This is a genomic window from Cellulomonas soli, from assembly GCF_013409305.1.
GTDB classification, from domain to species: Bacteria; Actinomycetota; Actinomycetes; order Actinomycetales; family Cellulomonadaceae; genus Cellulomonas; species Cellulomonas soli.
Genome location: NZ_JACBZJ010000001.1, coordinates 2,368,733 through 2,392,298, shown reverse-complemented (window position 1 = coordinate 2,392,298; position 23,566 = coordinate 2,368,733). Strand labels below are relative to the sequence as shown.

21 protein-coding genes and 1 pseudogene are annotated in these 23,566 nt (G+C 73.1%); 8 read left to right on the top strand and 14 right to left on the bottom strand.

From position 1 onward, the window contains the following. Window positions 1-29 precede the first annotated feature (29 nt). The 4 genes from BKA22_RS11100 to BKA22_RS11085 all read left to right on the top strand — a co-directional run bounded on the left by BKA22_RS11100 (window position 30) and on the right by BKA22_RS11085 (window position 5,978). Window positions 30-1,694, top strand: a complete 1,665-nt coding sequence (locus BKA22_RS11100) for an outer membrane protein assembly factor BamB family protein (RefSeq protein ID WP_146953486.1) — start codon at window positions 30-32, stop codon at window positions 1,692-1,694. Beyond that, window positions 1,691-3,298: an outer membrane protein assembly factor BamB family protein gene (locus BKA22_RS19830; protein WP_146953487.1), complete on the top strand. Its 1,608-nt coding sequence runs from the start codon at window positions 1,691-1,693 to the stop codon at window positions 3,296-3,298. The genes BKA22_RS11100 and BKA22_RS19830 overlap by 4 nt, the downstream gene beginning before the upstream one ends. A 189-nt stretch (window positions 3,299-3,487) precedes the next feature. Continuing rightward, window positions 3,488-4,612 (top strand): ABC transporter ATP-binding protein, encoded by a 1,125-nt coding sequence (locus tag BKA22_RS11090; RefSeq protein ID WP_146953488.1) that lies wholly within the window; start codon window positions 3,488-3,490, stop codon window positions 4,610-4,612. Window positions 4,613-4,697: 85 nt separating this feature from the next. Continuing rightward, complete coding sequence (locus tag BKA22_RS11085) at window positions 4,698-5,978, top strand: DUF4032 domain-containing protein (protein ID WP_146953489.1); 1,281 nt, start codon at window positions 4,698-4,700, stop codon at window positions 5,976-5,978. Window positions 5,979-6,061: 83 nt separating this feature from the next. Here BKA22_RS11085 and rlmB read toward each other — a convergent pair whose 3' ends face one another. The 5 genes from rlmB to BKA22_RS11060 form a co-directional block, all read right to left on the bottom strand. Beyond that, window positions 6,062-7,078: a 23S rRNA (guanosine(2251)-2'-O)-methyltransferase RlmB gene (rlmB, locus tag BKA22_RS11080; protein ID WP_146953490.1), complete on the bottom strand. Its 1,017-nt coding sequence runs from the start codon at window positions 7,076-7,078 to the stop codon at window positions 6,062-6,064. Window positions 7,079-7,095: 17 nt separating this feature from the next. Continuing rightward, complete coding sequence (gene cysS / locus BKA22_RS11075; protein WP_146953491.1) at window positions 7,096-8,532, bottom strand: cysteine--tRNA ligase; 1,437 nt, start codon at window positions 8,530-8,532, stop codon at window positions 7,096-7,098. Between the two features lie 122 nt (window positions 8,533-8,654). Continuing rightward, window positions 8,655-9,911: an alanine racemase gene (locus tag BKA22_RS11070; RefSeq protein WP_146953492.1), complete on the bottom strand. Its 1,257-nt coding sequence runs from the start codon at window positions 9,909-9,911 to the stop codon at window positions 8,655-8,657. Then, window positions 9,908-11,209 carry an MFS transporter gene (locus BKA22_RS11065; protein ID WP_146953493.1) on the bottom strand — a complete coding sequence of 434 codons (1,302 nt, stop codon included), beginning with the start codon at window positions 11,207-11,209 and terminating at the stop codon, window positions 9,908-9,910. The genes BKA22_RS11070 and BKA22_RS11065 overlap by 4 nt, the downstream gene beginning before the upstream one ends. Next, window positions 11,210-11,899, bottom strand: a complete 690-nt coding sequence (locus tag BKA22_RS11060; protein ID WP_146953494.1) for a TetR/AcrR family transcriptional regulator — start codon at window positions 11,897-11,899, stop codon at window positions 11,210-11,212. A 107-nt stretch (window positions 11,900-12,006) separates the two neighbouring features. Between BKA22_RS11060 and BKA22_RS11055 the strand changes: the two genes are divergently transcribed. Further along, the gene (locus BKA22_RS11055; RefSeq protein ID WP_146953495.1) at window positions 12,007-13,341 is read left to right on the top strand and encodes a D-arabinono-1,4-lactone oxidase; all 1,335 of its coding nucleotides are present in this window, start codon (window positions 12,007-12,009) and stop codon (window positions 13,339-13,341) included. 67 nt (window positions 13,342-13,408) lie between these two features. Further along, complete coding sequence (locus BKA22_RS11050; RefSeq protein ID WP_146953496.1) at window positions 13,409-14,368, top strand: NADP-dependent oxidoreductase; 960 nt, start codon at window positions 13,409-13,411, stop codon at window positions 14,366-14,368. 80 nt (window positions 14,369-14,448) lie between these two features. Here the strand turns inward: BKA22_RS11050 and BKA22_RS11045 are convergent, their stop codons facing one another. Together BKA22_RS11045 and BKA22_RS11040 are read right to left on the bottom strand one after the other, a co-directional pair. Continuing rightward, entirely contained in the window at window positions 14,449-14,673 is a 225-nt protein-coding gene (locus BKA22_RS11045) for a hypothetical protein (protein ID WP_146953497.1), read from the bottom strand. A 161-nt stretch (window positions 14,674-14,834) separates the two neighbouring features. Further along, a complete protein-coding gene (locus BKA22_RS11040; protein WP_146953498.1) occupies window positions 14,835-15,761 on the bottom strand; it encodes a LysR family transcriptional regulator in 927 nt (308 codons plus the stop codon). A 72-nt stretch (window positions 15,762-15,833) separates the two neighbouring features. Between BKA22_RS11040 and BKA22_RS11035 the strand changes: the two genes are divergently transcribed. Then, window positions 15,834-16,904, top strand: coding sequence for an EamA family transporter (locus tag BKA22_RS11035; RefSeq protein ID WP_425549823.1), 1,071 nt, complete (start codon window positions 15,834-15,836; stop codon window positions 16,902-16,904). Here the strand turns inward: BKA22_RS11035 and BKA22_RS11030 are convergent. The 3 genes and pseudogenes from BKA22_RS11030 to BKA22_RS11020 form a co-directional block, all read right to left on the bottom strand. After that, a pseudogene (locus tag BKA22_RS11030) lies at window positions 16,829-17,263 on the bottom strand (2-C-methyl-D-erythritol 2,4-cyclodiphosphate synthase); the annotation flags it as partial. The gene BKA22_RS11035 and the pseudogene BKA22_RS11030 overlap by 76 nt on opposite strands. A gap of 13 nt (window positions 17,264-17,276) precedes the next feature. After that, window positions 17,277-18,113: an IspD/TarI family cytidylyltransferase gene (locus BKA22_RS11025; protein WP_146953500.1), complete on the bottom strand. Its 837-nt coding sequence runs from the start codon at window positions 18,111-18,113 to the stop codon at window positions 17,277-17,279. Window positions 18,114-18,155: 42 nt separating this feature from the next. Continuing rightward, on the bottom strand, window positions 18,156-18,638 hold the full coding sequence (locus tag BKA22_RS11020; RefSeq protein ID WP_028046210.1) for a CarD family transcriptional regulator: 483 nt from the start codon (window positions 18,636-18,638) through the stop codon (window positions 18,156-18,158). A 173-nt stretch (window positions 18,639-18,811) separates the two neighbouring features. On the opposite strand from BKA22_RS11020, the gene BKA22_RS11015 reads away from it, so the two are divergent. Next, window positions 18,812-19,354: a hypothetical protein gene (locus tag BKA22_RS11015; RefSeq protein ID WP_146953501.1), complete on the top strand. Its 543-nt coding sequence runs from the start codon at window positions 18,812-18,814 to the stop codon at window positions 19,352-19,354. 81 nt (window positions 19,355-19,435) lie between these two features. Here BKA22_RS11015 and pstB read toward each other — a convergent pair whose 3' ends face one another. The 4 genes from pstB to pstS form a co-directional block, all read right to left on the bottom strand. Continuing rightward, a complete protein-coding gene (gene pstB / locus BKA22_RS11010) occupies window positions 19,436-20,215 on the bottom strand; it encodes a phosphate ABC transporter ATP-binding protein PstB (protein WP_146953502.1) in 780 nt (259 codons plus the stop codon). 11 nt (window positions 20,216-20,226) lie between these two features. Continuing rightward, window positions 20,227-21,192, bottom strand: a complete 966-nt coding sequence (gene pstA / locus BKA22_RS11005) for a phosphate ABC transporter permease PstA (RefSeq protein WP_146953503.1) — start codon at window positions 21,190-21,192, stop codon at window positions 20,227-20,229. Beyond that, window positions 21,192-22,256, bottom strand: a complete 1,065-nt coding sequence (pstC, locus tag BKA22_RS11000; protein WP_223203628.1) for a phosphate ABC transporter permease subunit PstC — start codon at window positions 22,254-22,256, stop codon at window positions 21,192-21,194. The genes pstA and pstC overlap by 1 nt, the downstream gene beginning before the upstream one ends. A 103-nt stretch (window positions 22,257-22,359) precedes the next feature. Beyond that, window positions 22,360-23,475 (bottom strand): phosphate ABC transporter substrate-binding protein PstS, encoded by a 1,116-nt coding sequence (gene pstS / locus BKA22_RS10995; RefSeq protein WP_146953504.1) that lies wholly within the window; start codon window positions 23,473-23,475, stop codon window positions 22,360-22,362. Window positions 23,476-23,566 lie beyond the last annotated feature (91 nt).

Below are 23,566 nucleotides of genomic sequence, written 5' to 3'. Positions count from 1 at the left end.
GTCGGCCGGTCGACGGTTAGCGTTCGCTCATGGGGGCGATGGCGGAGATCGAGCTCGTCGAGGACGACGACCCGCCGAGGACGCCGGACGCGTCACCGGCGGACCACGGACCACGCTCGTCACGGCTGCGCAGGCTGCGGTGGATCGCGGCCGGGGCCGTGGGTGTGCTGGCGGTCGGCGTCGTGGGCACGCAGCTGGTGATCGACGCCCGGCAGCGTGCGCTGGCCGCCCGGTACGCCGACGTCCCGGGGGTGCTCGCGCCGCTGCGGCCCGACCTGACGGTGCTGTGGCGGACGGCTCCCGACGAGCCGCAGACCGACGGCTTCGCGCCGCGGATCGCGGTCGGCGACGTCGTCATGCGCGGGACCGCTTCCGGAGTCGGGACGATCACGCTCGACGGCGTGGACGCCGCGACCGGCGATCCCCTGTGGGCGCAGACGGTCAGCGTGCCCGGCGCGACGGCGAGCGACGACCCGCTCGTCTCCCCGCAGATCTCGTGCGCGGCCACGGCGCTGTACCGCAGGGAGTTCGGCGGTCCGGTCACCCCGGGTCCGGTCGACGTCGACGGGACGGCCATCTGCGTCGTCACGACCCTCACCCTCATGGTCGAGACCCGGTTCGACAACGCGAGCTCGAACCAGTTCTCTGCGGGCTACACGACCCTGCTCGTCGTCGACACGGTCACCGGTGAGGTGGCCGAGCGCGCGGACCTGCCGTACGGCACGTACGCCAGCCCACTTCCCGACGGCTACGTCACCAAGGTCCCTGACGTGCTCCCCGACCCCAGCTGGGAGTCAATAGACGTGGTCCCCACGGTCGCGAGCACGATCTCCCGGTACACGTGGGGTGAGCAGGATCCTCGGTGGTCGTTCCGGACGGAGCCGCTGGACCTGGTGGACAACGGCTGGCTCTCCGCCACGGAGGACGGTCGGCGGATGAGTGTCAGCGTCGGCAGCACGGCCTGGCTGGTCGACGACCGTACCGGCGCGTTCCTCGACACCCGCGGCGCCGCCGACACCGACGCGACCGGTGGTCAGCGGTGGGCCTCGTACGGCCTGCTCCCCGACGACGCCACGCTGGTCACCACCAGCGGGTCCGACGGCTCGAGCAGCACGACCCTCGTGACCCGCGACGGCGAGCACGTGGATCTCGACGACCTCTCCACGGTGCAGGCCTACCCCGACGACGGCAGCACCGCGGGCCTGCTCCTGGCTCGGGTCCAGGACCCGGACACCGGCGTCGGCGCGCTCACCGCGATCGACCTCGGGACCGGTGAGCAGGCATGGACGTCGAAGGCCGAGGTGTCCTGGTCGATCGTCGTGCTCGACGGGATCGTCTACTCGCTCGCCATGGACACGCTGTGGGCGGTCGACGCCTCCGACGGCTCCGTCCTCTGGTCCACGCACCTGCAGCACACCGAGGGCTGGCTCCTGACCGACGGCTCGGTGGCGGTCGTCAGCGCCGACGGCCGCCTCGACGCCTACGACCTGGGCAGCGGCGCGGTGGCCTGGTCGGCCGCGATCGTGCTCGGCGAGGACGGCCCGCAGCTCATCCCCGTCCCCGACGGACCGACGGCCTCTCCGACGAAGCCCGACGGCTCGCGCTGGGCGCCCTGGACGGACGGCTACATCTCCGCGGCCGGCCGCCGGCTGGCGTGGATGACCTCGTCGGGCGGTCTGGTGGTGCTCGGGTGAGCAGGGCGATGGACGACGTCGAGCTGGTCGAGGACGCGGAGCACGACGCGGAGCACGACGCGGAGCACGACGCGGCGGCACCGCCCGCCAGCACCGGTTCGGCACCGAGCGCCACGCAGCGGCATCGGCGACGAACCACCCGCTGGGCAGCCGCTGTCGCCGTGGTGGGCCTCGCCCTGGCCGTGGGCACGACGCAGCTCGTGCTCGACGCCCGCGAGCGCACCCGCGTCGCCCGGCTCGCCGACGTGCCCGGTGTGCTCGCCCCGCTGCGCGAGGACCTGGACGTGCTGTGGCGCTCGGACGAGGTGGCCGGGATCACCACCGCGACCCCGGTCGACGACCTGCTCGTCCTGGCCACGCAGGACGGCCCGGTGCTCAGCCTCGCGGCGGTCGACACCGGCTCGGGCGACCCCGTGTGGTCGGTGCCCGTGCTCGACCTGGGCGCCGACGCGGACACCAGCGCCGCCGCGGACGCCTCCGCCAGGTGCGCGCAGGACGCGGGCGACGACCAGCCCGCGACGATGACCTGCGTCGCGACGGCCACCGTGGGTCAGGTCGACATCCCGATGGCCGGCGGCACTCGGCTCTCGCCGCTGACCCGCTCGGTCGTGCTGCACGTCGAGCAGACCACCGGGACGGTCCTGGACTCGGTGGACCTGGGCACCCGGACCACCGCGGTACCCACCGCCGACGGCTGGACGGCCACGACGCCGAGCATCCCGCCCGAGGAGCTGGGCTCCGTCGCCGAGCACGCCCCGTGCACCGTGACCGTCGAGGCCCGCACCTGGACCGATGCGGAGTCCCCGTGGACCTTCGAGACCGCGCCGATCGAGGACTGCGTCGGCGACCTGGTCAGCACCGTCGAGGACGCCCGCGTGTTCGCCGTCGCGTGGCGCGGCCAGGTCACGCTGCTCGACCGGACCACGGGCACGGTGGTCGACGAGTTCGACCTTCCCAACTCGCCCCGGGCGTCGGTGCGACTGATCGACGGCACGGCCGCGGTGTCCTGGTTCGACGACGGCTCCTACCGGACCACGCTGCGCACGGTCGACGGTGCACGTCACGACCTGCCGCCGACGGCGCAGCTGCTCGACCCGTCGGCGGACGACGGCAGCGTCCCGGGCCTCCTGATCGCGTCCGTGTCCTCAGGCGCCGGGAACAGCCACCTGGCCCGGATCGACCCGGCCGACGGCACGGTCCTGTGGGAGTCGACGGTCTCGTCCACCCAGGTCCAGGTGCTGGACGGGACGCTGCTCGGCTCGGGTGCGGGCGGGCTGGCCGCCGTCGACCCGGCGACGGGCACGGTCCGGTGGCTGCGGACCGGCACCCCCGACGGGACGGTCTACACCGACGGCATCCTGCTGCTCACCGTCTCGCTCGAGGCCGGCCGCATCGACGCCTACCGGGTGACCGACGGGGAACCCGCCTGGTCGCTGCTGCTCACGGGAGGTGCCGACGGCCCCGGTGTGACACCTGCGGTTGACGAGACCGCGAGCTCCCGGACGGTGCAGGCGCCGACCAGCCCCGACGACCTGTGGGTCACCGCGGTCGGGAATCACCTCGCGCTCGTCGAGTCGGACCGCACCGTCGCCGTGCTGGGCTGATCGGTGGCCCATCGAGGGCTGGCTGATCGAGACCGGGGTCACAGCGCCGGCAGGGATCGCTGTGGCATGATGGCGGCGGACCGAGGAGGGTCGGACAGACCTTCCTCTTTCCGTGTCAGCGAAGACACTCTGACACTCTTCACGACGGATCGTCCGGCACGTACCTGCCGGTGAAGGGATCGATGCATCATGGCTACGGTCACGTTCGACCAGGCAACCCGGGTCTACCCCGGCACGGAGCGTCCCGCGGTGGACGCGCTCAACCTCCACATCGAGGACGGCGAGTTCCTCGTCCTCGTCGGCCCCTCGGGCTGCGGCAAGTCGACCTCCCTGCGCATGCTCGCGGGCCTCGAGGACGTCAACGCCGGCCGCATCCTCATCGGCGACCGCGACGTCACGGACGTCCAGCCGAAGGACCGCGACATCGCGATGGTCTTCCAGAACTACGCGCTGTACCCGCACATGACGGTCGCCGACAACATGGGCTTCGCGCTCAAGATCGCCGGCACCCCGAAGGCGGAGATCCGCACCCGCGTCGAGGAGGCTGCCAAGATCCTCGACCTGACCCAGTACCTCGACCGCAAGCCGAAGGCCCTCTCGGGTGGCCAGCGTCAGCGTGTCGCCATGGGTCGCGCCATCGTCCGTCAGCCCCAGGTCTTCCTCATGGACGAGCCGCTGTCGAACCTCGACGCCAAGCTCCGCGTGCAGACCCGTACGCAGATCGCCTCGCTCCAGCGTCGTCTGGGCGTCACGACGGTCTACGTCACGCACGACCAGACCGAGGCCCTGACCATGGGTGACCGCATCGCGGTCCTCAAGGACGGTCTCCTCCAGCAGGTCGGCACGCCGCGCGACATGTACGACACCCCGGCCAACGTGTTCGTCGCCGGCTTCATCGGTTCGCCGGCCATGAACATCGGCACGTTCCCGGTGCTCGAGGGCTTCGCCCAGCTCGGCCGCGCGAAGATCGCCGTCCCGCGCGACGTCATCACCGGCCTCACGCCGGAGGACAAGAACCACGTCACGATCGGCTTCCGTCCCGAGTCGCTCGACGTCGTGCCCGAGGGCACGCCCGACTCGATCCCGGTGATCGTGAACCTCGTCGAGGAGCTCGGCTCGGACGCGTTCGTGTACGGCTCGCTGACCAACGAGTTCGGTCAGGCCGACGCGATCACCTCCGGCGCCGGCGACGCGCAGGTCATCGTCCGCGTCGACCCGCGTCAGGTCCCCGCCAAGGGCCAGACGATCTACGTGCGGATCCGCACCGGCGAGCAGCACCTGTTCCACGCCGGCTCGGGCGAGCGCATCGGCTGACGCTGCTCCCTGTAGCACCCGCGTGAAGGGCGGTCCGGTACTTCCGGGCCGCCCTTCACCGTTCCCGTACTGAGAGGATCGCTCCATGAGCGCCAACCGGCTGAGCCTGCAGATCACCGCGGCCTCCCCCGACCCTGCGCTGCTGGACCTGCCCTGGCACGTCCCGCTCGCGGAGTGGCCGGCCGAGACCCTCGCCGCGCTCCCCCGCGGCATCTCGCGGCACATCGTGCGGTTCGCACGGATGTCCGGCCGGGTCATCGCGATCAAGGAGATCGGCGAGTCCGTCGCGTACCGCGAGTACGAGCTGCTGCGTCAGCTGAGCCGGCTCGACGTGCCGTCCGTGGAGCCGGTCGGCGTCATCACCGGCCGACGAGCCCCGGACGGCGAGCCGCTCGAGGCCGTGCTCATCACCGAGCACCTGCAGTTCTCGCTGCCGTACCGCGCGCTGTTCAGCCAGTCGCTGCGCCCGGACACCGCCACACGGCTGATCGACGCCCTGGCCGTGCTGCTCGTGCGGCTGCACCTGATCGGCTTCTACTGGGGTGACGTCTCGCTGTCGAACACGCTGTTCCGGCGTGACGCCGAGACGTTCGCGGCCTACCTGGTCGACGCCGAGACCGGCGACCTGCACGAGAAGCTCACCGAGGGGCAGCGCGCCTACGACCTCGAGGTCGCCCGGGTGAACATCATCGGCGAGCTCATGGACCTGCAGGCCGGCGAGTTCCTCGAGGAGGACGTCGACGCCGTCGCCATCGGCAACGCGCTGGCGGACCGGTACCGCGAGCTGTGGGTCGCGCTGACGTCCACCGAGTCGTTCGGCTACGGCGACCGCTGGCGCGTGCAGGCACGCATCGACCGGCTCAACGACCTGGGCTTCGACGTCGGCGAGCTCGACATCACGACCGACGTCGAGGGCACCACGGTGCGCATCCAGCCGAAGGTCGTCGACGCCGGACACCACTCGCGCCGACTCATGCGGCTGACGGGCCTCGACGTGCAGGAGAACCAGGCGCGGCGCCTGCTCAACGACCTCGACGAGTTCCGGGCGGCCACCGACCGGCAGCGCGAGGACGAGTCGTTCGTCGCGCACGACTGGCTCACCGAGATCTTCGAGCCGGCGGTGCGCGCGGTGCCCAAGAACCTGCGCAAGAAGCTCGAGCCCGCGCAGATCTACCACGAGCTGCTCGACCACCGCTGGTTCGTGTCCCAGCAGGAGCAGCGCGACGTCCCCATGCCGGAGATCGTCAAGAGCTACGTCAAGCACATCCTGCCGACCCGCCCCGACGAGCAGGCGATCCTCGGTGTCCAGGCGGCCGACCTGCGCGAGGACGAGGGCGACCTGCCCGGCGACATGCTCATCGGCTGAGCCGGACTCCGACGCGCCGCGCCGGGGGCGCACGAAGGGGGACGGACCGCGCCCGCAGGCCGGTCCGTCCCCCTTCGTCTGCGTCAGGAGGTGCGCTGGCGCGCGACCTCGTACAGCGCGATCCCGGCCGCGACACCGGCGTTGAGGGACTCGACGGCCGAGGCGATCGGGATCGACGCGATCGCGTCGCACTCCTCGCGCACCAGCCGCGACAGGCCCTTGCCCTCCGACCCGACGACGAGCACCAGCGGGTCGCCGACGTACGGCAGGTCCGCGACGGCGACCTCGCCGCCCCCGTCGAGCCCGACGACGAACAGCCCGGCCTTCTTGTAGGCCTGCAGGGTGCGCACCAGGTTCGTCACGCGGGCGACCGGCACGCGGGCGGCCGCACCGGCGGACACCTTCCACGCCGAGGCGGTCACGCCCGCGGCGCGACGCTCCGGGACCAGCACGCCGTGCGCGCCGAACGCCCCGGCCGACCGCAGCACGGCACCCAGGTTGCGCGGGTCGGTCACGCCGTCGAGCGCGACGACCAGCGCGGGACGCCCGGTCGCCTCGGCGGCGTCCAGCAGGTCCTCGTCGTCCGCGTACGCGTACGGCGGGACCTGGATCGCGACACCCTGGTGCACGGAGCCGTCGGTCAGACGGTCGAGCTCGGTGCGGCTGACCTCGAGCAACGGGTACCCGGCGTCGGCGGCCGTGGAGATGATCTCCTTCGTCCGCTCGTCCGCCTCGAGCCGCGCGGCCAGGTAGACCGTCGACACGGGGATGCCCGCGCGCAGCGCCTCGACGACCGAGTTGCGCCCGGAGAGGATCTCGTGGGTCGACGAACGGGTGCCGCCCTTGCCGCCCGAGCGAGGGCCACGCGGGCCCGCGGTGCGCGGCGAGGAGGTGCGCGGCGACGCCGCGGTGCCGGTGGCCGTCCGGCGCTCCGAGGCCACCTTGGCCTTGTGCGCCTTGTGGTACGGGCGGTCCTCCGCCTTGGGCGTGGGGCCCTTGCCCTCGAGCGAGCGGCGGTTCTTGCCGCCCGTCCCGGCGGTCGCGCCCTTCTTGGATCCTGCCTTGCGGGTCGCCCCGCGACGCTGGGAGTTGCCAGCCATCTGTCCTGTCCTTCGGTCTAGGTGTCGGCCCGGGTCTGCGCCAGGGTCCAGCGCGCCCCCGCGGCCGAGTCCTCGACGACGATCCCGGCGGCGGCGAGCCGGTCCCGGATCGCGTCGGAGGTCGCGAAATCGCGTGCCGCGCGCGCCTGGGCACGGGCCTCGAGCTCGGCGGCCACGACCGCCTCGAGCGCGTGCGCGTGCCGCTGGTCACCGGCACCCGTGGTCCACGTGCTGCTGGACGGGTCGAGGCCGAGCACGTCGAGCATCGCGCGCAGCTGCACCATGGTCGCACGCACCACGTCCGCCTCGCCGCGCGAGAGCGCGGAGTTGCCCGCGCGCAGCCACTCGTGGACCACCGCGAGCGCGGCCGGCACGTTGAGGTCGTCGTCCATCGCCTCGACGAACGCCGCCGGCAGCTCGACCCGCGCGACCTCGTCGGCGTCGGCCGGACCGACCTGCTCGGCGGCCCGCTCGACGAAGCCGGCGAGCCGCTCCCAGGTGGCCTCGGACTCGCGCAGCGTGTCCTCGGTCCACTCCAGCATGGAGCGGTACTGCACGGCCGTCATCGCGTAGCGCAGCACGACGGGTCGGGTCTGGGCCAGCACGGCGTCGACGAGCAGACCGTTGCCGAGCGACTTGCTCATCTTGGCGCCGCCCTGGGTGACCCAGCCGTTGTGCAGCCAGTACCGGGCGAAGCCGTGGCCGGCGGCACGCGACTGCGCCTGCTCGTTCTCGTGGTGCGGGAAGCGCAGGTCGAGGCCGCCGCCGTGGATGTCGAACGTGTCGCCCAGGTAGCGCTGCGCCATGGCGGAGCACTCCAGGTGCCACCCGGGCCGACCACGACCGAACGGCGTGTCCCACGAGGCCGTGGCGGGCTCGCCGGGTCGCGGGGCCTTCCACAGCGCGAAGTCCCGCGGGTCACGCTTGCGCGTGTCCTCGGACCCACCCTCCGGGGCCGCCACCATGTCGTCGACCCGCTGGTTCGTCAACGAGCCGTACTCGCCGTACGAGCGCACGTCGAACCACACGTCGCCCGGATCGGTCACGTACGCGTGGCCGGAGTCGACGAGGGTCTGCATGAGCTCGACCATCGCCGGCACGTGGCCCGTGGCGCGCGGCTCGTACGACGGGGGCAGCACTCCGAGCGCGTCGTACGCGGCGGTGAACGCCCGCTCGTTGGCCATGGCCCACGCCCACCACGGCTCACCGGCGTCGGCGGCCTTGGCGAGGATCTTGTCGTCGATGTCCGTCACGTTGCGCACCAGCGTCACGCGGTGCCCGGTCCGACGCAGCCAGCGGACCAGCACGTCGAACGCGATGCCCGACCGCAGGTGGCCGATGTGCGGGGGCGCCTGGACCGTGGCGCCACACAGGTAGACGCCGACCTCACCCGGGACGAGGGGCACGAAGTCGCGCACCGTGCGGGTGGCGGTGTCGAAGAGGCGCAGGGTCACGAGGAGAGGCTACCGGCGCGCCCTGCCCGGTGCGGTTCCCGCGGCCGCGCGGGTCACGCCGGACGTGCGAACTTGCCAGAGCTGCGGGTCAGTCGGAGGTGCGGGTCAGTCCGACGTGCGGGTCAGCCGAACGTGCGGCCCTCACCCCGATAGGTCGGCACCGAGGTCTCGACCCGGTCGCCGCGCACCAGGTGCACGGTGTCGAACCGCTCCATCTGCTCGCCGGCCTTGGCGTGCCGGAACCACACCCGGTCCCCCACCCGCAGGTCCTGCCCGCGGGTGCGCAGCGGGGTCTGCACCTCACCGGCGCCCTCCCGACCGGTGAGCAGCAGGCCGTCCGGGGCGACCGGACGCGGGAGCCGGCTGCGGGTCGCGGGGCCGGAGGCCACGTACCCACCACCGAAGACCGTCGCGTAGCCCGGCGCGGGCACTCGCACCACGTCGAGCCCGAAGTAGGCGGCCGGGCGCGGGGCGAAGGAGCGGTAGTGGTCGAACAACGTCGGCACGTACAGCCCGGAGCCCGCGGTCACCTCGGTCACGACGGGGTCGCCGGCACTCGACTCGAGCGACCCCGACCCACCGGAGTTCACGAGCGTGAGCGGGTGACCGAGGGTGTCCTGCACGGCGTCGACCACGAGCCTGCGCCGCCGGTCGAGGTCCGCGACGGAGGCACGCTTGACGGCCCGCACGAGCAGGTCGGAGTCGGGCATACCGGCGACCTGCGCCTCGTAGAACATGACCCCGCGCACGTGCACGCCGTCGCGCTCGGCGATCCGGCCGGCGAGCTCGGCGGCCTCGCGCGGGGAGTGCACGGGAGAGCGGCGGACACCGAGGTGCGCGCTCCACGGCCCGACCCGCAGGTGCAACGACGCGTCCACGTCGAGGCACACCTGCAGCCGGGCACCGCGAGCACCGTGCGCCCCGTCCGTCCCGTGCCGTGCCGCCGCCTGCGCGAGCAGGTCGACCTGGGCGACGTCGTCGACCATGAGGGTGATCCCCGCTGCCGCCACCGGGTCGGCCGCGAGCGCGTCGAGCGCCTCGGTGTCGACGCTCGGGTAGCCGACGAGGACGTCGTGCACGCCGTGACCGACGAGCCAGAGCGCCTCGCGCACGCTGTACGCCATCACCCCGGCGAAGCCGGGCCGGGCGAGCACCTGCGTGAGCACGTGCCGCACGCGCAGCGACTTGCTGGCCAGCCGCACGGGCGTTCCCGCAGCCCGCCGGACCAGGTCCACGGCGTTCGCGTCGAGCGCGTCGAGGTCCAGCACCGCCAGCGGTGCGGGCAGGCCCTTCGTGGCGGCGTCGAGTCGCGCTCCGAGCCCTGCTCCCGGCCTTCCGAGCCCTGCGCCCTGCTTTCCGAGCCCTGCTCCCAGCGTCATGCGCGGACCTCCTGCGAGTGCGGGTCGGGTGCCGGTTCGTCCGTGCGCGGGCCGAACCGCCCGGCGACGGAGGCGACCGCGAGCGCGAGGACCACCGGGACGACGAAGCCGACACGGAACGTCGAGGCGGTGGCCAGCGCCCCGACGAGGACACCGCCCAGCACCGCCCCCACGTAGTTGAACACGTTGAGCCGGGCGACGACCGCGTCGGCGTGCCCCGGTGCGAGGCTCCCGGCGGCGGAGAAGCACAGCGGTGCGATCGGCCCGAGCCCAGCGCCCGCGAGCGCGAACCCCAGCAGGCCGACGGGCACGGACCCGGCGACGACCACGATGGCCAGCCCGGCGGCGCCGACGAGTGCCGCGACGCGCACGACCGCTCCTCGACCCCATCGGCGCACGCACCGGTCGCCGGCGAGGCGCGAGCCCAGCGTCGTGACCAGGTAGGCCGCGTAGGCCAGCGGGGCGACGGCCGAGGGCGCGAGCAGCACGTCCCCGAGGTAGATGGTGCTCCAGGTCGACACCGCCGAGTCGGCGACGTAGAACGCCACGACGCCCAGGCCGAGCAGCAGGACCGGACCCCACGGCACGACCGCGCCTCCGCCGGCGGAGTCGTCGGCAGGCGCGTCCGGGAGGCCGCCCGCGACGGGGGCCGCCGGCAGGTCGACCAGTGCGGCGTCCAGGTCGGGCGGCGTGACGTCGACGGGACGCAGGCGCCAGCCCCACCGGGCCACGACCAGGGCGGCGGCGCCCGCGACGAGCGTCCCCGGGAGCAGGGCGAGGCCGTCCGGCACGCCTGCCGGGAGCCGACCGGAGGACGACACGACGAGCGCACCCACGATGCCGGCGACGGTCCACGAGGCGTAGAAGCCGGTCAGCAGGGACCGCCCGTAGGCCCGCTGCACGCTCACCGCCTGCATGTTCGTGCCCGCGTCGACCAGGCCGAGGCCGAGGCCGTACACCGCGAACGCTGCTGCGAGCGCGGCGAACGTCGGGGCGATCGCGGCGAGCACGACGGCCACCACGAGCGTGCCCAGTCCCACGACGAGGACGAGCCGGCTGCCGCGTGACGTGCGGGCGAGGCCGTCGGCCAGCCAGGTCCCGAGCGCCGCCACGACGCAGACGCCGAGCACGACGAGCGTGACCTGCCCGTCGTCGATGCCGACCCGGTCCTTGAAGGAGTCGAGGCTGGTCAGGACGAGCGCGTACACGAAGCCCTGGGCGGCGAACCCGGCCGAGACCGCGGCCCGGGCGGCGCGCACGCCCGGGCCCGGTGCCGGCAGGTCCGCCGCGGCGCGCACTCAGGCGTCCGCAGCGGTGACCGCGGCCGGGTCGAGCGCGGCACCCGGCGCAGGGACGTCTGCCGGGGCGGCCGGGTGCACGGGCACGGCTGCGGGTGCGGGACGGGTCAGGCTCGCCAGGTATCCGCCGAAACCGTGCAGCCCCTCGCGTGCGGCCGCGTCGTCCCCGTCCACGAGCCAGGCCAGCGTGTACCCGTCGACGAGCGCGACGACCACGCGGGCCAGCTCGGTGCGGGGCAGCGCCCAGGTGATCCCGGCCGTGCGTTCGATGAGCTCGAGCGCCTGCTCGGCGGCCGCCCAGCTGCCGGTGTACTGCTCCTTGGCCACCTGGGCGAGGTCGCCGTGGCGCAGCGAGGAGGTGGTGAGCTCGTAGCTGAGCAGCTGGGCGCCGCGGTGGGCGCTGATGCCCTCCCAGAGGCCGCCCAGGACGACCTCGATGACCGTGCCGGCATCGGCGTCCTCGGGCAGGTCGGTCAACCCGCTCGCGGCGTTCTGCCCGGTGATCGCGTGCGCCATGGCCCGCATGAGCTCGGCCTTGTCCTGGAAGCAGTAGTGCACGACGCCGAGCGACACCCCTGCCTGTGCTGCCACGGCGCGCACGGTGGCGGCGTCGATGCCGTCCCGGCTGGCGACGGTCAGTGCCGCCTCGATGAGCTGTTCGCGTCGTTCGGCCACCGGCAGGCGGTTCATCGGGCCCTCCCCGTCCTTCTGTCGATCATGGTGGGCATGACGATAGTCAACGTTGGGGTGTGACGGGTCCACTTGACGTGGACAGGTGTCCAGGCGACCCTCACGTCATGGGTCGCCGCAGCGTCGCAGCGCACTGGGAGAACTGGTCACGCACCGAGAGTGCGTCACCGACGCACGTCGCGCACCCCGAGGACGAGGACGCCCTGCGCACGCTCGTCCGGCAGGCGGACGGCCGCCGCGTACGCGCCGTGGGCGGCGGGCACTCGTTCACCGGCGCGGCCGTCACCGACGGGATCCAGGTGCACCTGGACGCGCTCGCCGACGTCCAGCAGGTCGACGTCCGGCCCGACGGGACGGCGCACGTCACCGTCGGCGCGGGCATCCGGCTGGCGCGCCTCAACGCCGAGCTCGGCCGCCGGGGGCTCGCCATGCGCAACCTCGGCGACATCGACAAGCAGTCGATCGCCGGCGCGATCTCGACCGGCACGCACGGCACGGGCGCCGGGCTGGGCGGCCTGTGCACCCAGGTCGTCGGCGCCCGGCTCGTCACCGCCGCGGGCGAGGTCCTCGAGACCTCGCCGACGCAGCACAGCGAGCTGTTCGAGGTCGCCCGGCTCGGGCTCGGCTCGGTCGGCCTCCTGGCCGCCGTGACCCTCGAGGTCGTGCCCGCCTTCCGCCTGCAGGCCCGTGAGGAGCCCTGGGCGCTCGACGCCGTCCTCGAGCAGCTCGACGGACCCGACGGCCTCGTCGAGGCCAACGACCACTTCGAGTTCTACTGGTTCCCGCACACGCGCGGCGCCCTGACCAAGCGGAACAACCGGGTGCCCGACAGCGTCGTCGAGCCGCTCTCCCGCACACGCGCCTGGGTCGACGACGAGCTCCTGTCGAACGGCGTGTTCGGCCTCACCAACAGGTTCACCACCCTCGTCCCGGCCGCGACGCCGCAGGTCAACCGCATCGCCACGCGCGCCCTGTCGGCCCGCCGCTACACCGCACCGTCGCACGAGGTCTTCGTCTCCCCGCGCCGCGTGCGCTTCCGCGAGATGGAGTACGCCGTGCCGCGCGAGCACCTGGTCGACGTGCTGGCCGCGATCGACGCGTGGATCACGGCCTCGGGCACGTACGTGCCGTTCCCCGTCGAGGTGCGCTTCGCCGCCGCGGACGACGTCTGGCTCTCGACCGCGCACGGGCGCGCGACGGCCTACGTGGCCGTGCACCAGTACCTGCGGCTGCCGCACGTGCGCTACTTCGACGCCGTCGAGCGGATCGTCGCGCAGGTCGACGGGCGCCCGCACTGGGGCAAGCTGCACGGGCTCGACGCGACCCGGCTCGCCGAGCTGTACCCGAGGTTCGCCGACGTGCGCCGCGTGCGGACGAGCGCCGACCCCGACGGCATGTTCCGCAACGACTACCTGGACCGGGTCCTCGCCACGAACGAGTGATGCCTGTGCGTGCCACAGGCGCGCGGACCCCTGGTGCCCCGCGCCGACGCGGGTGCACCCTGTCCTGGTGCCTACCGCCCCTGCCCAGGCCCGTGCCGTCGTCGCGACCGCCTACGGCGGCCCCGAGGTCCTGCAGGTGGTGCCGATCGACCCCGGCCCGCCCGGCCTCGGTGAGGTCCTGCTCGACGTGCGGGCCGCGGCCGTCAACCCGTGGGACTGGAAGTCGTACTCCGGCACGGCCGGCCACGATCCCGCGCGCCTGCCGATGCGTCTGGGCCTGGAGGCCAGCGGCGTCGTCGCCGAGGTCGGCCCCGGGGTGCGCTGGCTGGCACCCGGCGACGAGGTCGTCGCCTGGCCCGTGAGCGGCGCGTACGCCTCGCGGGTCGTCGTTCCCGAGCAGTCCTGCGTGCGCCGACCGGCCTCGCTGGGGTGGGCGCAGGCCGCCGGGCTCCTGGTCACGGGCGTCGCCGCCGTGCACGCGCTCGCCGCCACCGGGACCGGCAGCGGTGACGTCGTCCTGGTGCACGGCGGCACGGGCGGGGTCGGGCGCCTGCTGGTCCAGCTGGCCGTGCTGCGCGGAGCCCGGGTGGTCGCGACCGGCTCGGCGGCGTCGGCGGACGACCTGCGCGAGCTGGGCGCCGTCCCCGTGGCCTACGGAGACGGTCTGGTCGAGCGCCTGCACGCCCTGGAGGCCACCGTGGGGCCGGTGACGGTGGCCGTCGACACGGTCGGCACGGACGAGGCCCTGGACGCCTCCGTCGCGCTCGTGGCGGACCGCTCGCGCATCGCGACGCTCGCAGGGTTCGCGCGCGGCACGGAGCTCGGCATCCTGGTGCTGGGCTCCGGACGCGGCGCCGATCCGGGCACGCAGGTGCGGGAGGCCGCGCGCGGCCAGCTCGTCGAGCTTGCGGCGGACGGCTCCATCGAGGTGCACGTCGCACGCACGTACCCGCTCGAGGCCGCCGCGGAGGCGCACCGGGACAGCCGCACGGGCCACGCCCGCGGGAAGCTCGTGCTCCTGCCCTGACGGCCCCGGCGCGGGCTCGCAGACGTCAGGGCTGAGAGGCCTGAGGGCGCAGAGGCGTCAGCGTGCAGTGACGCCTGGGCTCAGAAGACCGGACGCGGCGGCAGCGGTCCGCGCAGGACCGGCTGGTGCACGTCGTCGAGGTTCTGCAACCCCTCCCAGGCGGCCTCCAGGACCTCCGAGGGTATGCGGACACGCACCCGGACCCGCGCCACGGGGGCACGGACCGGGAGTCCGGAGGAGGTCAGTCGCGGGAGCGCTCCCGTCCGCGCCTGACCGTACGAGAGGTGCTCAGACGTCGATGTCACGGGCGGGACGCTACAGGGGATATGTCCGATTAGCGATGCCAACCCGGTGTGAGGTTCGAGCAGGTCCGGCATGCACTTCGGGACTCGGGCGGGACCAGGTCGAGGCTCGGTCGGGACTCGGTCGAGACTCGGCCCGGCACCCGATCCGGTCATGTCCGCTGTCACTGCGGTCGCGCCCCCACGACCTCGGCGGCCAGCGCCTGCAGCTCGTCGAGGACCCGCCGCACGACGAGCCGCTCGGCCCGGTCCGGGCGGACCAACGCCTCGATCCGGCGCCCGGCGCGCACCCCCGTCAGGGGCACCAGCCGCACCCCGGGGTCTGCTCCCGAGGTGTACCTCGGCAGCAGCGCGATGCCGTGACCTGCGGCGACGAGCGACTCGACGACGTGGAAGTCGTTGATCCGGTGCACGATCCGCGGCGCCTGGCCCGAGGCTGCGGCGACCGCCGCGAGCACGGTCGCCACCGGGAACCCGTCGCGCACCGCGATCCACTCCTCGCCGACCAGGTCGGCCGGCTCCAGGCGGGTCCGCGACGCCAACCGGTGCCCGCGCGGCACGGCCACGTCGAGCGGCTCGCGCAGCAGCGGCACGCTGAGCACCCGGGCACCCGCGGTGGACCAGTCGTGGCTGAGGTCCGGCCGGTGCGCGACGACGACCTCGACCCGGTCGGTGAGCGCGGCGAACGCGTCCTGCGCGACGTCCTCGTCGCTGCACTCCAGCGTGATGCCGCCCAGACGCGCCACGCGCGTCAGCAGACCCGGCAGGAGCAGCTGGGCGCCGCTCTGGAAGGCGCTGACCCGCACGACGCCCTCGGGGCGCTCGAGGAACGTCTCGCAGGCCGCACGGGCCCGTTCCAGCGCCACGGCCACGTCGACGGCCGCGTCGGCCAGCGCGCGCCCGGCGGGGGTCAGCCGCAGCCCGCGCCCCACCCGCTCGGTCAGGTCGACGCCGACGTCCCGCTGCAGTCCGGCGAGCTGCTGCGAGACAGCGGACGGCGTCAGGTGCAGCACCGCCGCGGCCGCGGTCACCCCGCCGTGCGTGCCGACCGTCCGCAAGGTCTGCAGCGCCCGCGGGTCGAGATCGATCATGCAGCGACGCTACAAGGACATCTCACCAGAAGTCGATGGTGCTCAACGGTCGGGCGGGGCCAGACTCGCCGCATGCCGTTGCGCGACCGCCTCCTCGCCGTCCTCGTCGCCGGGTGCTGGGGGTTGAACTTCCTCGCCATCCACCTCTCGCTCGCCCAGTTCCCGCCGTTCTTCCTCGTCGCGCTGCGGTTCGCCCTCATCGCGGTGCCGACCGTGCTGCTCGTGCCGAGGCCGGACGTGGCCTGGCGCTGGATCCTCGGCTACGGCTTCGGCTTCGGCGTGCTGCAGTTCGTCTTCCTCTACCTCGCGATGGACACGGGCATGCCGACGGGCCTCGCCTCGCTCGTGCTGCAGGCCTCGGCGCCGTTCACGGTCCTGCTGGCCGGGTTGTGGCTGCACGAGCGGCTGCACGCCCGGCAGGCGGCCGGGATCGCGCTCGCCGTCCTGGGCCTCGGCGGCATCGCGGTGCACCGGGCGCAGCTCGACGGCGGCGCCACGTTCCTGCCCGTGCTGCTCACGCTCTGCGGCGGGCTCGGCTGGGCTCTGGGGAGCCTCGCCAACCGGCAGGCCCGAGCCACCGAGCCCTTCCGGCTGACGTTGTGGATGTCGGTCGTGCCCCCGCTGCCGATGCTCGCCCTCTCGCTCGCCACGGAGGGCCCCTCGGCGATCGTCGGCTCCCTGTCCGGCCTGGGCTCGCGTCAGGGGCTGCTCGCGGTCGCCGGGCTGCTCTACACGGTCCTCGTGGCGACGCTGCTGGGCTCAGGTCTGTGGACCACTCTCATGGCCCGGCACCCGTCGAGCACCGTGGCGCCGTTCTCGATGCTGGTCCCGGTCGTGGGGATCGGCACGTCCTGGCTCCTGCTGCGCGAGCCGACCCCGGTCGTCGAGATCGTCCTCGGTTCGCTCGTGGTGGCCGGGGTGCTGCTCGGCAGCCGTCCGGCTCGGTCCCGTCCGGCTGAGCCTCGTCCGGCTCGGTCCCGCTCGGCTCAGTCCCGCTCGGCCGGGAGGACCAGCGCCGTCGCGATCCCGGCGACGCCCTCGCCGCGACCGGTCAGCCCGAGCCCGTCGGACGTCGTCGCCGAGACGCTGACCGGGGCACCGGCCGCTGCCGAGAGCACGCTCTCGGCCTCCGACCGCCGCTGAGAGAGCCGCGGGCGGTTGCCGATCACCTGCACCACGACGTTGCCGATCTCGAAGCCGGCGGCCCGCACCCGGCGTGCGGCCTCCGCGAGCAGCACCGCACCGGCCGCACCGGCCCACTCGGGTTCGGCCGTGCCGAAGTTCGAGCCGAGGTCACCCAGCCCGGCGGCCGACAGCAGCGCGTCCGCCGCGGCGTGCGCGGCGACGTCCGCGTCGGAGTGCCCGGCGAGCGGGCGCTCCCCCGGCCAGGCCAGGCCGGCCAGGTGCAGCACGGCACCGGGCGCCGGATCGGGGTCGTAGGCGTGCACGTCCACGCCGATCCCGGTGCGCGGCACCGGGTACCTGCCGACGGTCTGGCTCATCAGGGCTCCGTCCTCATACGGGCGCGCGGTCGTCGCCGAGCAGCTCGGCGATCACGAGGTCGCGAGCGGTGGTGATCTTGGCGGCGCGCTCGTCGCCCGGCACGACCCAGACGGGCTCGCCGAGTCGTTCGACCAGCCCCGCGTCGTCCGAGGCGGCGACGGCCTCGTCGTGCGCGTGGGCCGCCGCGGCGGCGTGGGCACGGTCGAGCAGGGCGCGGTCGAAGCCCTGCGGTGTCTGGACGGCCCGCAACGTGTCCCGCGGCACGGTCGCCCGCACGGCCCACCCGACGACGGCCGGGTCCCCGGCCTCCGCCGGACCGTCGCCCTGTGTCGCGGCGTCGACGTGCGTCAGGGGGTCGATCTGCTTGACGGTGTCGACGACGGGCAGTCCCGGCACGACCGCCCGGTGCCCGGCGCGCACCGCGTCGACGACGCGCACGACGAGGTCCCCCGGCGCGAACGGTCGCGCCGCGTCGTGCACGAGCACGACGTCGACCTCGGGCGGGAGCGTCGCGAGACCGGCGGCCACGGAGGCCTGCCTGCTCGCACCGCCGACGACGACGCGCACCGCGGGCCGGGCCGTCGGCCCGGGCACCCCCGTCGGGCCAGGCAGGTCGAGTGCGCGGCTCAACGGTTCGAGGGCCGCACAGAACTCCTCGACCAGCCCGGCAGGTGCGGTCACGACGAGCGCGTGCACGACGGGCTCACCCTCCGCCGTGCGGGCACCCAGCAGTCGACGTGCTGCGTGCACGACCAGGGGCTCGCCCCGCACGGGGACGAGCGCCTTGGGCAGGACATGACCGAGCCGCGTCCCGCCACCGGCAGCTGTCAGGACGACGGCGACGGTCACGGGACGCGGCTCAGGAAGATCAGGGCGTGATGGCGAGGCGCGTCAGGACGCGAGGACCTCGTCGAGGATCGCCTCGGCCTTCTCCTCCTCGGTGTGCTCGGCAAGTGCGAGCTCCGAGACGAGGATCTGGCGTGCCTTGGCGAGCATGCGCTTCTCACCCGCGGACAGACCGCGGTCGGCGTCACGACGCGACAGGTCGCGAACGACCTCGGCGACCTTGATGACGTCGCCCGAGGCCAGCTTCTCGAGGTTGGCCTTGTACCGGCGGGACCAGTTCGTCGGCTCCTCCGTGTACGGCGCGCGGAGCACCTCGAACACGCGGTCGAGGCCCTCCTGGCCGACGACATCGCGGACGCCCACCAGATCGACGTTCTCCGCAGGCACCTCGATGGTCAGGTCACCCTGGGCCACCTTGAGCTTGAGGTAGAGCTTGTCCTCTCCGCGGATGGTCCTGGTCTTGATCTCTTCGATCAACGCTGCACCGTGGTGCGGGTAGACAACCGTCTCCCCAACAGTGAAAGTCATCTGCTGGTGTCCCCTTTCGCAGAGGCCTATGTTACCACGCCGGTTTTGCCACGATCGCGGCCCGGATTTCCTATTCGTGACGCGTTCCTGCAGGTCAGAACGATGAACCCCGGATGCTCGTACCGGACGGATACTCTGGGGCGGTCTGCCCACGCCCCCACCGAGGAGTAGTCGTGACCCCGTCGACCGTGTCGACCACCCCGTCGGCCCCCCTCCGGACCCGGCGCACGCCCCCTGCGGGCGCCCGCCGTCACCGCACCCGCGCGATCGGCCTGGCACTGGCCGCGCTCGCCGTCGCAGGTCTCAGCGGCTGCTCGGCGACCAATCCGCTGCAGACCGCGCAGGGGTACAGCGCGGCGGACGGCGTGGGCACCACCCTCGGGGACGTGCGCGCCGTCAACCTGCTGGTCGTCACCGCTGCGCAGGGCGAGCCGGGCGTGCTCATCGGGGGCCTGGCCAACGACGGCACCGAGACCGCCAAGGTCACGCTCACGGTCGCCGGCACGGAGAGCACCGTGCGGGTCCCGGCAGGCGGCGTCGTCACTTTCGGCGGCGACGCAGGCGAGACCTTCGCGATCGACACGGTGGACGCCGCCCCCGGCGCGCTGACCTCCGTCACGATCGCGACCGGGTCGGCCGGCTCCGACCAGCTCGACGTGCCCGTGCTGGACGGCACCCTGCCCGAGTACGCCGACCTGGTCCCCGCCGCCGGCTGAGAGCGCACCACGACGCACGAAGGGGCGGTCCCGCAGGCACGCAGACCTGCCGGGACCGCCCCTTCGCGCGTGGCCCGCCGATCAGCCGAAGCGGCCCGAGATGTAGTCCTCCGTGGCCCGCTCACGCGGCGAGGAGAAGATCGTCGCCGTGTCGTCGATCTCCACCAGACGGCCCGGCTGGCCCGTCCCTGCCAGGTTGAAGAATGCCGTGCGGTCCGAGACGCGCGCGGCCTGCTGCATGTTGTGCGTGACGATGACGATCGTGTAGTCCGACTTCAGCTCGGAGATCAGGTCCTCGATCGCGAGCGTCGAGATCGGGTCGAGAGCCGAGCACGGCTCGTCCATCAGCAGAACCTGCGGCTTGACCGCGATGGCCCGCGCGATGCACAGGCGCTGCTGCTGGCCGCCCGACAGGCCCGAGCCCGGACGTGCCAGCCGGTCCTTCACCTCGTTCCACAGGTTCGCCCCGCGCAACGACTGCTCGACCAGGTCCTGCGCGTCGCCCTTGGAGATGCGGCGGTTGTTCAGCCGCACGCCCGCCAGCACGTTCTCCGCGATCGACATCGTGGGGAACGGGTTCGGCCGCTGGAACACCATGCCGACCTGACGACGGACCGCCACCGGGTCGATCGAGTCGGCGTACAGGTCGACGCCGTCCATCTCGACGGTGCCCTCGACGCGGGCGCCCGGGATCACCTCGTGCATGCGGTTGAGCGTGCGCAGGTAGGTCGACTTGCCGCAGCCCGACGGGCCGATGAACGCCGTCACCGAACGCGGCTCGATCTCCATCTGCACGTCCGCCACGGCCTTGAAGTCGCCGTAGTAGATGTTCAGGTCCTTGACGTCGATGCGCTGTGCCATGGGTGTGTCTTTCAGCCGAGGTTCTTGGGGGCGAAGAAGCGGGTGATCAGGCGCCCGATCAGGTTGAGCAGCATGACGATGAGGATGAGGGTGAGCGCCGCGGCCCACGCACGGTCGTAGTTGACCGTCGGGATGCACGCGGTGTCGCCCGGGGTGCACGGGACGAGGCCCTGCTGGAACTGCCGGTACACGTACACCGGCAAGGTCATCATGCGCCCGTCGAACAGGTTGAAGTTGATGGAGTCGACGACACCGACCGTGATGAGCAGCGGGGCCGTCTCGCCGATGACGCGCGCGATGGCCAGCATGATGCCCGTGCCGATACCGGCGACCGCGGTCCGCAGCACGACCTTGACCACCACGAGCCACTTCGGCACGCCCAGTGCCAGCGCCGCCTCACGCAGCTCGTTCGGGACCAGACGCAGCATCTCCTCGCACGAGCGCACGACGACCGGGATCATCAGCACCGAGAGGGCCACCGACCCCACGACACCCATCTTCACGCCCGGGCCGAGCACGACCGCGAACAGCGCGTACGCGAACAGACCGGCGACGATGGAGGGGATGCCCGTCATGACGTCGACGAAGAACGTCACCGCACGGGCCAGCGCACCGCTGCCGTACTCGACCAGGTAGACCGCGGCGAGCAGGCCGATCGGCACCGAGATGAGCGTCGCGAACAACGTGATCTCGACCGTGCCGACGATCGCGTGGTAGATGCCGCCGGCGTCCATGCCGCCGTACACGCCGCGCATCGAGTACTGCAAGAAGTCCAGGTTGAACCGTTCGAGGCCGTTCGACAGCACGGTCCACGCGACCGACACGAGCGGGACCATCGCGAGCACGAACGCCCCGGTGATCAGCACCCGCATGAGCACATCGGTACGTCGGCGCCGCGGGTCGTGCGTCTCCAGCAGAGTGCGCAGGTCGCTCGCCGGGGCCGGCGACGGCGTGGTCGACGGGGTCGTGGTCGTCATCAGTTGGCCCCCGAGAATTCCTTGCGGCGCGCGACGATCGCACGGGCCGCCATGTTGACCAGCAGCGTGATGAGGAACAGGGCCAGACCCGTCGCGATGAGCGTGGAGACGCCCATCGGGTTCGCCTCGGGGAACTGGCCGGCGATGTTCGCGGCGATCGTCTGCTGCTGGCCGGCGACGAGAAGCTTGAACGAGTAGAGCATCCCGGGCGAGAGGATCATCAGGACGGCCATCGTCTCGCCCAGCGCGCGGCCGAGACCGAGCATCGCGGCGGACACGATCCCCGAGCGTGCGAACGGCAGCACGGCGGTGCGGATCATCTCCCAGCGGGTCGCGCCGAGCGCGAGGGCCGCCTCCTCGTGCAGGCGCGGCGTCTGCAGGAACACCTCACGGGTGACCGCCGTGATGATCGGCAGGATCATCACCGCCAGGACCATGCTGACCGTGGCGAGCACCCGACCGGTCGGGGAGACCTGCCCCGAGAACAGCGGGAACCACCCGAACGCGGTGCCCAGCCAGGCCCACAGCGGCTGGATCGCCGGGGCCAGCACCAGGCTGCCCCACAGGCCGTAGACCACCGACGGGATCGCCGCGAGCAGGTCGACCACGTAGCCGAGGACGTTCGCCAGGCGACGCGGGGCGTAGTGCGAGGTGAACAGCGCGATGCCGAGCGCCACGGGCATCGCCAGCAGCAGCGACAGCGCGGCGGCCAGGACCGTGCCGAAGACGAGCGGTCCGACGAACTCCAGCAGCGTGGAACCGCCGAGCAGGCTCACCTCGTCGGCCAGCTGCCCGGCAGGCGTGCTCAGCGCCGGCCACGCCTTGATCACGAGGAACACCGCGACCGCGGCGAGGACCACGAGGATCAGGGCGCCCGCTCCGGTGGCGAGCCACCGGAACCCGCGGCTGGCACCGCGGTCGGCCGCGCGACGCGACGTGCGTCGGCCCGACGCGCCCGCCCGGCGAGGGCGGCCGCCGCCGCGTGGCGACTCACCGGCGGGGGCCGGCGAACCCGCCCCTGGGACCGACGCCCCCGGGGTGGGGATGCTCTGGGTGGATGTCACGGTGCTCCTGCCGAAGTGCTGCGGTGTCCTGTCGTACGGCTGCCGATGGCCGGCCCGTCACCCGCGGAGGGGACGGGCCGACCATCGGCGGCCTGGCGGGAGATCAGCCCGCGGTGATCGCGTCGATCGCGGCCTGCACGTCCGTGCGGAGCGTGTCCGAGATCGGGGCGGAGCCCGCCGCGTCCTCGGCGGCCGACTGACCCTCGGCGCTCGTCACGTAGCTGAGGAAGCCCTTGACCAGGTCGGCGTCCTCCTGCGTGCCGTACTGCAGGCAGGCGACCGCGTAGCTGACGAGGATCAGCGGGTAGGCGCCGGCCTCGGTCGTCTCACGGTCGACCTTGATGACGATGTCGTTCGCGGCCCGGGTGTCGTCCCGCGGGGAGGCGTCGACCGCGGCCGCGGCACCCTCCTCGGACGGTGCGACGAAGTCCTCGCCGACGGCGATGCTGACCTTGCCGAGCGTGCCGGCCGCCGAGTTGTCGGCGTACGTGATGGTGCCCTGACCGCCCTGGACGGTCTGGATGACACCGGAGGTGCCCTGAGCGGACTCGCCGCCCTCGATCGGCCACACGCCGTCGGCCTCGTACGTCCACGCGCCACCCGAGGCCTTGGCCAGGTAGTCGGTGAAGTTCTTCGTGGTGCCCGAGTCGTCCGAGCGGTGCACGGGCGTGATCGCGAGCGACGGGAGCGTCGCGTCGGGGTTGTCGGCCTTGATCTCGGCCGCGTCCCACGTGGTGATCGTGCCGTTGAAGATGCCCGCGATCGTCGCCGGGGTCAGGTTGAGCTCGGAGACGCCGTCCAGGTTGAAGACGACCGCGATCGGGCTGACGTACACGGGCAGGTCGATCGCCTGCGTGGTGCACACGGTGGCCGACTGCGCGATCTCGTCCTCGTTGAGGGCCGAGTCCGAGCCGGCGAACAGCACGCCGCCCTCGAGGAACTGCGTGCGGCCACCGCCCGAGCCGACCGGGTCGTAGTTGACCGTGACGTCAGGGTTCGTGCTCTGGAAGGCGGCGCGCCAGGCGTCCATCGCCTTCTCCTGCGAGCTCGCGCCCGCGCCGTTGAGCTCGCCGCTCAGCGTCGAGGTCGCCTCCGTCTGCTCACCCGAGGCGCTCGAGGCGGTACCCGTGGGGTCGTCCGAGCCGCAGGCCGCGAGCGTGAGGGCCAGGGCGCCGGTCAGGGCGACCGCCCCGACGCTGCGGTGGAAGGAGAGCTTCACTGTGTTCCGTCCTGTCGGTCCAGGCGCGCACCGGTCTGTGCGCCGCCGTGGTCCGACCGTAGGAAGCCCAGATGACCGGTCCGCAGGTCGT